Origin of the sequence: Sphingomonas sp. JUb134 (assembly GCF_004341505.2) — a bacterium.
In the GTDB taxonomy this organism is placed as follows: Bacteria; Pseudomonadota; Alphaproteobacteria; order Sphingomonadales; family Sphingomonadaceae; genus Sphingomonas.
In genome coordinates, this window is the sequence record NZ_SLYP02000001.1 from 3,179,771 (window position 1) to 3,193,432 (window position 13,662).

At 69.5% G+C, this 13,662-nt stretch carries 10 protein-coding genes and 1 tRNA gene; 6 read left to right on the plus strand and 5 right to left on the minus strand.

Translation table 11 applies throughout. The features are described 5' to 3' along the window. Window positions 1-129: 129 nt before the first annotated feature. Window positions 130-205, minus strand: a tRNA-Thr gene (locus EDF69_RS14955). A gap of 183 nt (window positions 206-388) precedes the next feature. Here EDF69_RS14955 and EDF69_RS14960 point away from each other — a divergent pair. The 6 genes from EDF69_RS14960 to EDF69_RS14985 all read left to right on the plus strand — a co-directional run bounded on the left by EDF69_RS14960 (window position 389) and on the right by EDF69_RS14985 (window position 9,101). Beyond that, complete coding sequence (locus EDF69_RS14960; RefSeq protein ID WP_339538594.1) at window positions 389-1,237, plus strand: hypothetical protein; 849 nt, start codon at window positions 389-391, stop codon at window positions 1,235-1,237. Between the two features lie 71 nt (window positions 1,238-1,308). Continuing rightward, window positions 1,309-5,907 (plus strand): NAD-glutamate dehydrogenase, encoded by a 4,599-nt coding sequence (locus EDF69_RS14965; protein WP_132883148.1) that lies wholly within the window; start codon window positions 1,309-1,311, stop codon window positions 5,905-5,907. A 125-nt stretch (window positions 5,908-6,032) separates the two neighbouring features. Then, window positions 6,033-6,686 (plus strand): PepSY-associated TM helix domain-containing protein, encoded by a 654-nt coding sequence (locus EDF69_RS14970; RefSeq protein ID WP_132883147.1) that lies wholly within the window; start codon window positions 6,033-6,035, stop codon window positions 6,684-6,686. 20 nt (window positions 6,687-6,706) lie between these two features. Further along, the gene (locus EDF69_RS14975) at window positions 6,707-7,240 is read left to right on the plus strand and encodes a DUF2271 domain-containing protein (protein WP_132883146.1); all 534 of its coding nucleotides are present in this window, start codon (window positions 6,707-6,709) and stop codon (window positions 7,238-7,240) included. A 23-nt stretch (window positions 7,241-7,263) separates the two neighbouring features. Continuing rightward, the gene (locus EDF69_RS14980; protein WP_132883145.1) at window positions 7,264-8,106 is read left to right on the plus strand and encodes a DUF4198 domain-containing protein; all 843 of its coding nucleotides are present in this window, start codon (window positions 7,264-7,266) and stop codon (window positions 8,104-8,106) included. A gap of 95 nt (window positions 8,107-8,201) precedes the next feature. Next, the gene (locus EDF69_RS14985; RefSeq protein ID WP_132883144.1) at window positions 8,202-9,101 is read left to right on the plus strand and encodes an FAD:protein FMN transferase; all 900 of its coding nucleotides are present in this window, start codon (window positions 8,202-8,204) and stop codon (window positions 9,099-9,101) included. An 8-nt stretch (window positions 9,102-9,109) separates the two neighbouring features. On the opposite strand, the gene EDF69_RS14990 is transcribed toward EDF69_RS14985, so the two are convergent. The 4 genes from EDF69_RS14990 to EDF69_RS15005 form a co-directional block, all read right to left on the minus strand. Further along, entirely contained in the window at window positions 9,110-9,274 is a 165-nt protein-coding gene (locus EDF69_RS14990) for a hypothetical protein (RefSeq protein WP_165890012.1), read from the minus strand. Continuing rightward, on the minus strand, window positions 9,271-10,437 hold the full coding sequence (locus EDF69_RS14995) for a PepSY domain-containing protein (protein ID WP_132883143.1): 1,167 nt from the start codon (window positions 10,435-10,437) through the stop codon (window positions 9,271-9,273). The genes EDF69_RS14990 and EDF69_RS14995 overlap by 4 nt, the downstream gene beginning before the upstream one ends. Window positions 10,438-10,518: 81 nt before the next feature. Continuing rightward, the gene (locus tag EDF69_RS15000) at window positions 10,519-11,202 is read right to left on the minus strand and encodes a Fe2+-dependent dioxygenase (protein ID WP_132883142.1); all 684 of its coding nucleotides are present in this window, start codon (window positions 11,200-11,202) and stop codon (window positions 10,519-10,521) included. Between the two features lie 63 nt (window positions 11,203-11,265). Beyond that, window positions 11,266-13,662 carry a TonB-dependent receptor gene (locus EDF69_RS15005; protein WP_239555518.1) on the minus strand — a complete coding sequence of 799 codons (2,397 nt, stop codon included), beginning with the start codon at window positions 13,660-13,662 and terminating at the stop codon, window positions 11,266-11,268.

Consider the following 13,662-nt stretch of genomic DNA (forward strand, 5'->3'; position numbering starts at 1 on the left):
GGGAGCAGCTTACCAACTGGCCGGATTTTACTCCGCCCCCGACGGCACTGCGCCGGCGGTCCTGTGGCCTGGTTTGTCACCGCCCTTCACATGCCTGTCAAAGCTGGAGTGCCCAGCTTTGACCGGGAGTGGTGCCGCTTACAGGACTCGAACCTGTGACCCCCGCATTACGAATGCGATGCTCTACCAACTGAGCTAAAGCGGCACATGGGGCGCACAGCGCCTCGTGGGAAGCGCGCGCTTACCAGCGGGTGGCGGCGGTGGCAAGCGCCGCTTGCGCTGTTTTCGCACATTACCGGCCGCCGGCACCCGCCGGCGATTGTTTCATTCATCCTTTACCATGAACCGTCACAATGCACCCGGGCAGCGACGCCCGTGAGGATCGACTATGGACAGGGCGCGCGGGCCGGACGATCAGCCCGAACGAGAGGAGTTCGACCGCGATGGCGTCGGACAGGGGCCGGAACCGCAGCGCGTGATCGGCGGCGACGAGCGGCGGATGCATGTCCGCGCGTACAACCACTGGATTTCGCTGCTTAAGGGCCGCACCTATCCGACCATCGACGAGCTGGATCTCGCAGCGGCCGGCGATTTCGGCCCGCACGGCGTGCTGCTCGACTTCTCGCACGACGATGCCGAGCCGCGCATCCGCTTCATCGGTCATGCCGTGCGCGAGGAGTGCGGCGTCACCTCCGGCATCCTCAGGATCGCGGACGTACCGCAGGGCTCGCTGCTGGCGCGCCTCACCGAACAATATCCGCAGATCCTGGCCAGCCGCGCGCCGATCGGGTTCGAGGCGGAGTTCGTGTCGCAACGCGGCCATCCCACCCTCTATCGCGGCATCCTGATGCCCTTCTCGTCCGACCAGCGCCGGATCAACTTCATCTATGGCGTGATCAACTGGAAGGAAGTCGCCGACGCGCGCATCCAGGCGCAGCTGGCAGCGGAGATGGCGGACGCCCGCAGCACCGATGCGCCGCCCCCCGCCCCCGTCGCACCCGCCTGGGCAGACGGGCCGAGCGCAGGGCTGGACGCGCCCGAGGGCAACCTTCGATCCGCGAGCGACGTGTTGCGTACCGCCCCCGCGCTCGGATCGGTCGACCTGGATGCAGGGACGGAGGAGTTCGTTCTGCTGCTCGGCCGTGCGACGCTGGACGGCCGCGTCGAGATCGTCGGCGCCGTGGACGGCAGCGATGGTCTCACGCAGGAGGCGATCCGCCGCGTGCGGCGCGACTGACGCAGCGCAGCAATCCCTTCGCACCTGCGACAAGGGTTGAGCCGGTCGAAGCCGGGGCGCATATCCCTGCCATGACCGAAGAGGATAAGGTGCCGCAGGCAATTGCGGCGAGGTTGTTCGATGGTGCGCTTCCGAGCGAACTCGAAGGGCTCGGAACCGAGGAACGGGAGGCGGCGGTACGGCTGGTGGCAGATGCCGCCCGCGCCCGCCCGCCCGGGTCGGCCTCCATCGCCATCGACAGTGTCACCACCGACGGGCGCCGCCGCATGCGGCTTGCCGTCGTCAACGACGACATGCCCTTCCTGGTCGATTCGATCGCGGCCGCGATCACGGGCCACAATCTTCTCATCGAACGCATCATCCACCCCGTGCTCCCGGTCGTGCGCGACGCAGCCGGCTCCATTGTCGACATCGCCGACGGCGGCGCGCGCGAATCGATGGTCTATATCGAGATGGACCGCGTCGACGCCCGGCTGCGCCGCGAACTGAGCGACGAGATCGAACGCAACCTGGCGGACGTCCGCGCCGCAGTCGCCGATTGGCAGCCGATGCAGCAGGCGATGCGCGACGATGCGGCGCAGACGCCCGATCCGGAGACCCGCGCGCTGCTCGAATGGTTCCTGGACCGCAACTTCACGCTGCTGGGGCACCTGCGCTGGTCGGCGGGCGAGAGCGACCGTGACTGCCTGGGCATCGCCCGCCGGCCGATCCACAGCCAGATGCTCGCCGAAAGCTCCCGCCAGCGCGCGATCGCCTGGTTCGAAGCAGGCCACTCGCTGCTGCTGCTCAAATCGAACGCGCTATCGACCGTCCACCGCCGCGCGCCCCTCGACCTGGTCGTGCTGCCGATCCGCGACGGCGGCCAGGTCGTCGGCCTGTCGATCCACGCCGGGCTCTGGACCAGCGCCGCGCTGCATGCCGCCCCCGCCGAGGTACCGGTGCTGCGCCGCAACCTCGCCGCGCTCCAGGCGCAGTTCGGCTTCGATCCCACGGGTCATGCCGGCAAGTCGCTCGCCCATGCGCTGACCGCCCTGCCCCATGATCTCACCACGGCCTTTCCGCCGGAGGCACTGGAGACGCTGGCGCTCACCGCCATGTCGATCGCGGACCGGCCGCGCTCGCGGGTGGTGCTGATCCGCAGCCCGCTCGGACGCCACCTGTTCGCGTTCGTCTGGCTGCAGCGCGACGATCTCTCGACCGGTCGGCGCAGCGCCATTGGCGACATGCTGTGCGAGGCGGCGCACGCCCGGCTGCTCAGCTGGACGATCGCCGTCGAGGGCGACGCCGCGCTGATCCGCTACATGCTCGACCTGCGCGGCGAGGGGCAGATGCCCGACGGCGCGGAGCTCGACCGGCGCGTCGAACGGATGGTCCGCGGCTGGAGCCCGGCGATCGAGGCGGCGCTGGGCGAGATCGCGCCCTCAGGCGCCGCCGCCCGGCTGGCGCTGCGCTATGCCACGGCCTTCCCGGTCAACTACCGCAACGTCAACACGGCCGAGGAAGCGGCGCACGACGTGCTGCGCCTGGGCAGTCTCAGCGACACCGGCAGCCGCTCGGTCCGCATCCTGACGGCGCCCGACGGAACGCTGCGGATCAAGCTCTACCGCCAGGGCGGCGCGCTCTCGCTGTCGGATGCGGTGCCGGTGTTCGAGAACTTCGGTTTCCGCGTGGTGGAGGAAATCCCCACCCGCCTCAGCGACGAGGCGCAGTCCTTCATCCACGACTTCGCGGTCGAGCTGCCCGGCGCCACCGGTGCGCCGCAGTTCGACGTGCGGGTGGCCGAGGAAGCGATCGCCGCCGTGCTGGAGAACCGGGCGGAAAACGACGGCTTCAACCGGCTCATCGTGGAAGCCGGGCTCGCCCCTGCCTCAGTGGTGCTGTTCCGCGCCTGGTTCCGCTATCTGCGCCAGGCGGGGCTCACCTACCCGCTCGGCACCGTCGTCGACGCGCTCCGGCGCGCGCCGAAGGTGGCGCGTGCGCTGGTCGAGCGCTTCGCCGCGATCCACGATCCGGCGAATGCGGACGCGGCGAGGGCCGAGGAAGCGGACGCCGCGATCGAGCGCGGGCTCGACGCCGTCTCCGCCATCGACGACGACCGCATCCTGCGCGCGATGCGAGCGCTGATCGGCGCGACGCTGCGCACCAACGCCTTTGCCCCCGCCGCGGCCGAAGCGCTGGCGTTCAAGCTCGACAGCGCCAAGGTGCCGGGCCTGCCCAAGCCGCTGCCGTGGCGGGAGATCTTCGTCTATTCGCCGCGCGTGGAGGGCATCCACCTCCGCGCGGGTCCGGTCGCCCGCGGTGGTCTGCGCTGGTCGGACCGGCGCGACGACTTCCGCACCGAGATCCTGGGCCTGATGAAGGCGCAGCGGGTCAAGAACGCGGTGATCGTGCCGACCGGCGCCAAGGGCGGCTTCTACCCCAAGCAGCTCCCTTCTCCCTCGGATCGCGACGCCTGGCTGGCGGAGGGGACGGAGAGCTACCGCATCTTCATCCGCACGCTGCTGTCGATCACCGACAACCTCGTCGAGAACCGCGTCGTCCATCCGGAGGGCGTGACGATCCTCGATGGCGAGGACCCCTATTTCGTGGTCGCCGCCGACAAGGGGACCGCCACCTTCTCCGACGTCGCCAATGCGCTGGCGATGGAGCGCGGCTTCTGGCTGGGCGATGCCTTCGCCAGCGGCGGCAGCCACGGCTATGACCACAAGGCGATGGGCATCACCGCCCGCGGCGGCTGGGTGTCGGTCCAGCGCCACTTCCTGGAAATGGGCGTCGACGTGCAGGCCGATCCGGTCACCGTCGTCGGCTGCGGCGACATGTCGGGCGACGTGTTCGGCAACGGCATGCTCCTGTCCAAGTCGATCAAGCTGCAGGCCGCGTTCGACCACCGCCACATCTTCCTCGATCCGAACCCGGATGCCGCCAAGAGCTGGGAGGAGCGCCAGCGGCTGTTCAACCTCCCCCGCTCCAGCTGGGACGATTACGACAAGGGCCTGATCTCGGAAGGCGGCGGCGTCTTCCCGCGCACCGCCAAGACGATCCCGCTGTCCGAGCCCGTGCGCCGCATGCTGGGCATCGAGGACACCGAGCTCGACCCGACCGCGCTGATCTCCGCGATCCTGCGCGCGCCCGCCGACCTGCTGTGGTTCGGCGGCATCGGCACCTATGTGAAGGCAGGGCACGAGGCGCATTCGGACGTCGGCGATCCCGCCAACGATCGCATCCGCGTCAATGCGGAGGCGCTGCGCGTAAAGGTCGTCGGCGAAGGCGCGAACCTGGGCGTCACGCAAGCCGCGCGCATCGCCTTTGCGGCCAAGGGCGGCCGCATCAACACCGACTTCATCGACAATTCGGCGGGCGTCGACTGCTCGGACAACGAGGTCAACATCAAGATCGCGCTGAACCGCGAGATGACGGAAGGGCGGCTCGGGTTCGAGGATCGCAACGCGTTGCTGGCCGAGATGACCGACGACGTCGCCCGGCTGGTGCTGGAGGACAACCGCCTCCAGACGCTCGCCCTCTCCTTCATGGAGGGCGATGGCGCCGTCGCGGTGCCGAGCTATGTCCGCGTGATCGAGATGCTCGAAAGCGCCGGCCGGCTCGACCGCGCCGTCGAGGGCCTCGCCCCCAACGACGAGCTGCTGCGCCGCGCGCAGGAGGGCCAGGGCTTCACCCGCCCGGAGCTGGCGGTGCTGCTCGCCTCGGCCAAGCTCGCGCTCCAGGACGCGATCGAGGCGAACCAGCTCGGCCATACCCCCGAACTGCTGCCGGACCTGCAGGCCGCGTTCCCGCGCGCCATGCAGGCGCGGTTCGGCGATGCGATCGAACAGCACCGCCTGCGTGGGGAGATCGTCGCCACCAAGCTCGCCAACCGCATCGTCAACCGGCTGGGCGTGCTCCATCCGACCGAACTGGTCGAGGAGGAAGGCGCTGCCGTCGGCGATCTGGCCGCGATGTTCGTCGTCGCCGAGCGGCTGTTCGACCTGCCCACCCTCTGGGCGCAGATCGAGCAGGCGGACATCAGCGAGGACGCACGCCTCGCGCTGATCGGCCATGCCGCCGCCGCCACCCGCGTGCAGATCGCCGACCTGCTGCGCGCCTGCCGCCCGGGCACGCGCCCGGCCGAGGCCATCGCGCGGCTGAAGCCGGCGATCGACCGCCTGGACGCGCAGGCGGATTCGCTCCTGCTGAGCGAGGCCCGGGCCCAGAGCGAGCGGATGCGCGAGCGCCTCGCCGCGGCCGGCGCTCCCGACGCGCTCAGCGCCCGGGTCGTCCGCTTGTTCGACCTGGACGGCGCCATCGGCCTGGCCGACCTGGGTGCAGAGCGCGGGGTCGACGAAGTGGTGCTCGCCCATGCGTTCACGCATCTGGGCGAGGCACTGGGGCTCGACTGGGCGCAGGCCGCCACGGCGCGCATCACCAGCGGCGATCCGTGGGAGCGGCTGCTGATCGCGGGTCTCTCGCGCGACTTCCAGCAGCTGCGGCTCGACTTCCTCGCCCGGATCGACGGCACCGATCCGCAGGCGGCGGTCGATGCCTGGATGGCGGAGAACCAGCCTCGCGTCGCGCAGTTCACTGCGCTCGTGGCCCGTGCCCGGCTGGCGCCCACCCCGACGCTGGCGATCCTCGCGCAGATCGCCGGGCAGGCGCGCGTCCTGCTGGGGCGTTGATCCAAGGCCGCGGCGGCCCTTCGGGGTCGCCGCGGTCCTTAGGCCTGAGGCGTTCCTCACTTCCTTGTTGCAATTGAGAATTGTTCGCGTATTCGAAAGGCACCTTCTTTCGAACAGCGATCCGCATGCCTCCAGCAGCCGCCGTCCCCTCCCCGTCCGTGCCCCGCAAGAAGAGCCGCAAGGCCTTCTGGCTACGTCAGTTGCACACCTGGCACTGGATGAGCTCGGCGCTCAGCCTGATCGGCCTGCTCCTGTTCGCAATCACGGGCTTCACGCTCAACCACGCCGCCGACATCGAGGGGACGCCCACCGTCGCTTCCGGCCAGGCGACGCTGCCGGCCGATCTGCTGCCGCTCGTCCGCCCCGATGATCGCCCCGACGGCAAGCGCCCGCTTCCCGCCCCGGTCGCCGCCTGGATAGCCAAGACGCTGCCGCTGACGCCGCACGGCGATGCGGAATGGTCCGCCGGCGAAGTGTACCTCGGCCTCCCCCGCCCCGGTGGCGACGGCTGGGTCGCGATCGACCGCGAGACCGGCGCCGTCACCAGCGAGCGCACCGATCGCGGCTGGATCGCCTACCTCAACGATCTCCACAAAGGCCGCAACGCCGGCACCGCCTGGAGCTGGTTCATCGACATCTTCGTCGGCGCCTGCGTCATCTTCTCGGTGACGGGCCTGTTCCTGCTCCAGCTCCACTCGGCCAAGCGCCGCAGCACCTGGCCGCTGGTCGGCCTGGGGCTGGTGATCCCGGCCTTGATCGCCGTCTTCCTGATCCACTGAGACCCCTGGGAGCCTTGCCCATGCACGTCCGCCACCATCTCGTGCTCACCGGCCTGCCGCTGGTCGCCGCCGCCGCCGGCATCGCCGCGCCCGCCCAGGCGCAGACGCTCGAGCTGTCGATCACCATCCCGCGCCTGTCGGTCGCCGAATATCACAAGCCCTATGTGGCCGTGTGGCTGGAGAAGGAGGGCGGCGGCGCCCGCACCCTGGCGGTCTGGTACGACCATGACATGAAGAATGGCGAGGGCACCAAATGGCTGCGCGACGTGCGCCAATGGTGGCGCGCCTCCGGCCGCAGCATGTCCTTCCCCGCCGATGGCGTGACCGGCGCCACCCGCGCGCCCGGCACGCACAAGCTCAGCTTCTCCGCGGGCAAGGGCCCGCTCGGCCAGCTCGGCCCGGCCAAATACACGCTGGTGGTAGAGGCGGCGCGCGAAGTCGGCGGCCGCGAGCTGCTGCGCCTGCCCTTCGCGTGGCCGCCGGCCGGCGGCGGCACCGCCCGCGCCGCGGGGACCAGCGAATTGGGCGCGGTGACGCTCACCGTCCGCCGCTGACACCATTGGGAGGAACCAGAATCATGTTTCGCAATCGCCTGCTTGCCGCCGCCACGGCCGTCGCCGTGCTGCTTCCCGTCACTGCGGGCGCACACCGCCAGTGGATGCTGCCGTCGACCACCATCGTGTCGGGCGACGACGCCTGGGTGACGGTCGACGCCGCCATCTCCAACGACCTCTTCTATTTCGAGCATTTCCCGATGCGCACGCCGCCTGCCGTCACGCAGCCGGATGGCAGCGCGGGCAAGATCGAGAATTGGAACACCAGCCGCTACCGCAGCACCTTCGACGTCCATCTGACGCAAAAGGGCACGTACAAGATCGCTGCCGTCTCGGACGGGGTGATGGGCAGCTACAAGCTCAACGGCCAGGAACAGCGGCTGCCGCGCGGCCTCACCGCCGACAAGCTCGCCGCCGCCATCCCGGCAGGCGCGACCGACGTGCGCACCACTGCCAGCACCAGCCGCAACGAGATCTTCGTGACCTCGGGCGCGCCCACCACCACCGTGTTCAAGACCACCGGCAAGGGTCTGGAGCTGGTGCCGGTGACGCACCCCAACGATCTCGTCTCGGGGGAGGCGGCGACCTTCCAGTTCCTGCTCGACGGCAAGCCCGCCGCCGGCCTTCCCGTCACGGTGATCCCGGGCGGCATCCGCTATCGCGACGCGCTTAAGCAGATGGACCTCAAGACCGGCGCCGATGGCAAGGTCAGCATCACCTGGCCGGAGCCGGGCATGTACTGGCTGAACGTCTCCACCGGCGGCGGCCGCGGCGAAGCAGGCGCCGCGCAAGGGGCGGCTCCCAAGGCTCCGCCGCCCGCCCGTCGCGCCGCCTATATCGCGACGCTCGAGGTGCTGGCGCCCTGACGCACACGCGCATCGCCATCCCCTCGGTTCCGGGTCCGGCCGCCTTTGCGCGCCGCGACCCGGCGGCCGGCATCACGACGGTCGCCGGCGAGGCGATGGGCACCAGCTGGGCGGCCAAGATCGTCGGCGGCGACCCGCAGGCGGCCCGCGCCATCGCCGGCCGGGTGCTCGGGCAGGTCATCGCCGACATGAGCCACTGGGACCCGGGCTCCGCCCTCTCCCGGCTCAACCGCGCACCGATCGGCAGCTGGCAACGCCTGCCCCCGGCGCTCGCCACCGTGCTCGCCAGCGCCTGGCGGGTGGCAGGGGCAAGCGGCGGCGCCTTCGACCCCACGATCGGCGCCTTGACGGACCTCTGGGGGTTCGGCCCCTCCGGGCCGCGCACGTCCCCTCCCCCAGCCGAGGCGATCGAGGTGGCGCATGCGGCTGCCGGCCTCGACGCGTTCGAGCTCGATCCGCTGCTGCTGCGCGCCCGCCGCTTGCGGGACGCGCGTCTCGACCTCTCCGGCATCGCCAAGGGCTATGCCGTCGATGCGCTCGCCGCTGCCCTCGAAGCAGCCGGGCACCGCGACCTGCTGGTCGAGATCGGCGGCGAGTTCGTCGGCCGCGGCCTGCGCCCGGACGGCCAGCCCTGGTGGGTCGATGTGGAGCCGCTTCCCGCAACCGCGCTCCCGCCGCTGCGCATCGCCGCGCACGACGTCGCCATCGCCACCTCCGGCGACTATCGCCGCAGCTTCACCAGCGGCCGCCGCCGCTACGCCCACACACTCGATCCGCGCACCGGCCGCCCGATCGTGCACGGCACCGCCTCGGTGACGGTGCTCGCCGCCGACTGCATGCACGCGGACGCCTGGGCGACGGTGCTCACCGTCCTCCCTCCCGAGGAAGCACGCAGCTGGGCAACGGAGCACGCCCTCGCCGCCCGCACCGTGGTGCGCACCGAGCGCGGTTTGGTGGAATGGCTGTCGCCTGCGCTCCAGGCGATGCTCGGCTAAGCCGTTCGTCAGCGCCGCTGCGCGCGCATCGCCCAGCCGACCGCGACCACCGGCACCGCGAGCGCAATCCACGACAGCACGTCGCGCACGCCGTCGCCGGTCAGCGCGCTCACCAGCCCCACCACCGACAGGAGTGCGATCAGCGTCGGCAGCGCAAAGGTCGAGCGGATCATTCCGCCGGCACCCATTCGCCGCCGCTCTCCACCTCGCGCACCCGCGCCGGCAGCGGCGCCCGGCGCTTGCCGAGCCACAGGTACAGCCCCGATCCCAGGATCACGATCGTGAACAGGTCGAGCACCGCCCACAGGATCTTGAGCGGCAACGCGCCATAATCGCCGAAGTGCAGCGGCTGCGACAGCAGCAGCGCCTGGCCATACCAGGGCAGCGGCCGCACGTCCGTCAGCCGGCCGGTCTCGGCATCGATCAGCGCCGGCGTCAGCAGCCGCTCGGTGAGCGGCGTATCGCCCTGCAGGAACACGGCATAGTGATGCTTGCTGCTGAAACCACCGCCCGGAAAGGCGATGAACTGCGGGTTATTGCCAGGACGCGCCCGTCGCGCCTCCGCCATCGCGACGTCGAGCGAGCCATAGCGCGACACTGGCAGCGCCGGCCTTCCGGCATAGGCCCGCGTCATCTCGGCCAGCTCGTTCGCCTGCCACATCTGCATGATCGGCGTCGCCAGCGCGTTGACGACGCCCGTCAGCCCCACCACCAGCATCCAGGCAAGCGCCACGATGCCGAGCAGATTGTGGGTGTCCAGCCACTTCAGCCGCCGGCTGCGCGAGGTGCGCAGCGTCCCGAAGTCCAGCTTGCGCATGAACGGCGCATAGAGAACCACGCCCGACACGATCGAGGCGACGAACACGACGCCCATCGCCCCCAGGAACAGCATCCCCGGCAGCCCCAGGAACATGTCGGTGTGCAGCTGGAGCAGGAAGTGCATGACGCCCTCTTCCGACGCGACCTCCGCAAGCTCTCCGGTCGCGCGGTTGTAGATCTGCATCGTCATCTCGGCCGCGGGCGCATCGGGGCGCGGGCCGGTGGTGATGGTCATCTGCGGACGCTCGTTGTCGAACGCCATGAACAGCGGCACCTCGCCCGGACGCGCAGCCAGCGCCTTGGCGAGCATGGTGTCGAGCGGCAGCAGCCCCGGCCCCTCGCCCGACGATCCCTGCCCCGTCATGCCCGCGGCCACGTCGCCGCCGCTCAACCGGTCGATCTCGTCATGGAAGATCAGCGGCAGGCCGGTCACGCACAGCATCAGCAGGAACGCCGTGCAGACGATGCTGGTCCATTTGTGCACCAGGTACCAGGCGCGGACGGTCGCCCGCGTCACGGTCGCAGCTCCGGATGGTCTCTCGCCGGCATGGCGCGGGCATAGGGCAGGCAGAAGTTGCGAACAAGTCGCAACTGGTGCTCAGACCTCCGCCCAGCGCCGCAGCAGGTTGTGATAGACGCCGGTCAGCTCGATTACCGAGCGATCGGCATGGCCCAGTTCGCCGGCAAGCCGCTGCACCGACTGGTCGAGCTCGAACAGGATCCGGCGCTCGCCATCGTCGCGCACCATCGACTGCATCCAGAAGAAGGACGCGACCCGCCGCCCGCGCATCACCGGCTCCACGCGGTGCAGGCTGGAGGCGGGATAGAGGATCATGTGGCCGGCCGGCAGCTTGACGCTCTGCACGCCGAACTGCCCCTCGATCACCAGCTCGCCGCCGTCGTACGCAGCCGGGTCCTCCAGAAACAGCGTCGCCGAAAGATCGCTGCGGATGCGGAAATCGGTGCCGCGCTGGATGCGCACGGCGTTGTCGACGTGCGCGCCAAAGGTCTGGCCGACGCCATAGCGGTTGAACAGCGGCGGAAACACCTTGGCCGGCAGCGCCGCCGCCACGAACAACGGCGTGCGGCCCAGCGCGTCCAGGATCATGCCGCCCGCTTCCTTTGCGGCCGCCGACGCTTCCGGCAGTTGCTCGTTGCGCTTGGCGAGCGCCGACTGGTGGCCGGAGGTGACGTTGCCGTCCACCCATTCGGCCGCGTCGATGATCCCCCGCAGCCGCCGGACGGCAGCGGCATCGAGCACCTCGGGAATGGCGATCAGCATGGCGGCGGCTTTCTCTTGCGGGTTGGCCGCGGCACTCTTTGGAGCACCGCGGCCGAGTCTTGCTTACATGCGGTAGCTGAGCGTCAGCACCGCAGAGCGTGCTTCGCCCGGCGTCGCCCAGCCCACGCCTGTCGAGGCGTTGTTGCGCACGCGGGTGTAATATTCCGTGTCGCCCACGTTCTTGACGTTCAGCTGCGCGGAGAAGTTCGGCGTGAAGTCGTACGCCAGATAGGCGTTGTGCACGAGATAGTCGTCGACCTTGTACAGCACGGTGGCGGCGTCCGGCGTGCTGTTGCTGAGGTAGAAGCTGCCCTGATAGGTCAGCCCATAGCCCAGCTGCAGCCCGAACGGCAGGCGATAGGTGGTGAACAGGCTGCCGGAATGCTCGGGCGTGTTGGTGAGCGGATTGCCCCGCTGCGGGTCGATCGTGCCGGGGGGCGAGTTGCGGGCGATGCTGCGCAGCACCTCGCTGTCGAGATAGGTGTAGTTGGCGGTGATCGTCCAAGCGGGCGTGATCCGGCCTACCGCGCCCAGCGCGATCCCGTCGACCCGCGACTTGCCGTCGAGCTGCTGCTCGGGGATCGTCGGATCACCCGTCGCCACCTTGTACTGGTCGCGCTCGTTGCGGAAGAGGGCCGCGGTCAGCAGCAGGCGCCCGTCCGACAGCTCCGCCTTGGCGCCGATCTCGTAGTTTTTGGCGCTCTCCGGCTTCACGTTGCAGGTGGCTTCGGTGCACGAGCCGTTGACCGAGGTCTTCGACGGCGTCTCCGAATTGCCGTAGGCGGCATAGAGGCTGACCGCCTCGACCGGCTTGTAGACCGCGCCGATGCGGTACGAGAACAGATTGTCCTTGTTGTCGAGGCGCTCGCCCGGCGTGACCGTGCCCAGCGGCAGCGCGCCGGTGCTCGTCGCCTGCACGACGTCGCTGCGGTTCCAGCCCTTGTTGTGCTCGTAGCGGACCCCGCCGTTGATCTCGAAGTGATCCGAGAACTTGATCGCGTCGAAGAAGTAAGCGGCGTAGTTCTCCAGCACCCCGGTCTGGCGCGCGCTGGGGATGAAGTTCACCGGCCCGTCGTAGACGTTGTTGCCATAGGTGAAGCCGGCGGGTCCGGTCACCACGTCGTTCGGGTTGCCGATCGACATCAGCGGCAGGCTGGTGAACGGCGTCGATCCGTCCGAATTGCGCAGCGAATTGCCGCTCGACAGGAAGAACTTCTCCCAGCTGACCGCCGCACCCAGGGTGATGGTGTGCTCGATGCCCCCGGTGTCCACCACCGCGCGCAGGTCGATCTGGTTGAACCCCAGCTGGTTGCGGGTGTCGCGCGTGTTCCCGCGCGGGCCGGACGGCAGGTAAAAGCCCGCCGGCGCCACAACTTGGCCCTGGGTATTCGTACAGGGCGCCCCCACGGCGGTCAGGTTATCTGCCAGGCAGAACGTCCCCTGCGGCGGATCGACCAGCGTCAGCTGGCGCACGTCCTGCCAGCGGGTCAGGTTGCGGATGCTCACCCGGTCGCTGAACTCGTGCTCGAACGTCGCGGTGAACTGGTCGACGTTGCTTTCCTGCGTGTCGATGTTGCGGAAGCCGTAATAGCTGCTGCGGTCGACGCCCGGCAGCGGCCCGTCGTTCGTCGCGTTGATGTAATAGGGAACGCCATATTGCGGGATGTTCTCGTCCTCCTGGTGGAGGTACTGGAAGGTCAGCCGCGTCGGCCCCTCGATCCCGATCGTCACCGACGGCGCCAGGCCCCAGCGGCGGTAGTTCTCCACGTCGCGGCCCGGCACGTCGTTCTTGTGCGCCATCGCGTTCAGCCGCACCGCGACCAGGTCGCTGACCCGGACGTTGGTGTCCACGGTGCCGCGGTAATAGTCGTCGGTGCCGATGCCGCCGGTCACCACCGTGCGGTCGATCGCCAGCGGGCGCTTGGTCACCAGGTTGATCGACCCGCCGACCGAACCCGATCCGGCATAAACAGAGTTGGCGCCGTTCACGACCTCCAGCTGTTCCAGGTTGAACGAGTCCGTGCGGGTGTATTGCGCGCTGTCGCGCACCCCGTCCTGAGTGATGTCGCTGTTGGCCGAATAGCCGCGCAGGTTGATCGCGTCGCCAAAGCCGGCGCCGCCCTCACCCGCGCCAAAGGTGATGCCCGGCACCGTCGTCAGCACGTCGCGCAGCGTCAGCAGGTTCTGCTGCTCGATGGTCTCGTTGGTGATCACCGTCACGGTCTGCGGCATGTCGCGGACCTTGCGGGTGTTCTTCGGGCTCTCCTGGCGCGGCGAATAGACCTCGCCGGTCACCACCACCTCGTCGGTGCGCAGGATCTGGTCGTCCGGCTCGGTCGTACCATGCTTCACGACCGGATCCGCAGGAGCGGCGGCAGCCGGGCTGGAGGCAATGAAGCCGACGCAGGAAAGCGCCAGGAAGGTCGCGCCAGGTGTCCGGGCAGCGATGTGCTGTTTCAA

Coding starts and splice junctions, on each gene's coding strand:
- EDF69_RS14975 (WP_132883146.1), top strand. CDS start 6,707: ATGCACGTCCGCCACCATCTCGTGCTCACCGGCCTGCCGCTGGTCGCC.
- EDF69_RS14960 (WP_339538594.1), top strand. CDS start 389: ATGGACAGGGCGCGCGGGCCGGACGATCAGCCCGAACGAGAGGAGTTC.
- EDF69_RS14985 (WP_132883144.1), top strand. CDS start 8,202: ATGGGCACCAGCTGGGCGGCCAAGATCGTCGGCGGCGACCCGCAGGCG.
- EDF69_RS14990 (WP_165890012.1), bottom strand. CDS start 9,274: ATGATCCGCTCGACCTTTGCGCTGCCGACGCTGATCGCACTCCTGTCG.
- EDF69_RS14970 (WP_132883147.1), top strand. CDS start 6,033: ATGCCTCCAGCAGCCGCCGTCCCCTCCCCGTCCGTGCCCCGCAAGAAG.
- EDF69_RS14965 (WP_132883148.1), top strand. CDS start 1,309: ATGACCGAAGAGGATAAGGTGCCGCAGGCAATTGCGGCGAGGTTGTTC.
- EDF69_RS15000 (WP_132883142.1), bottom strand. CDS start 11,202: ATGCTGATCGCCATTCCCGAGGTGCTCGATGCCGCTGCCGTCCGGCGG.
- EDF69_RS14980 (WP_132883145.1), top strand. CDS start 7,264: ATGTTTCGCAATCGCCTGCTTGCCGCCGCCACGGCCGTCGCCGTGCTG.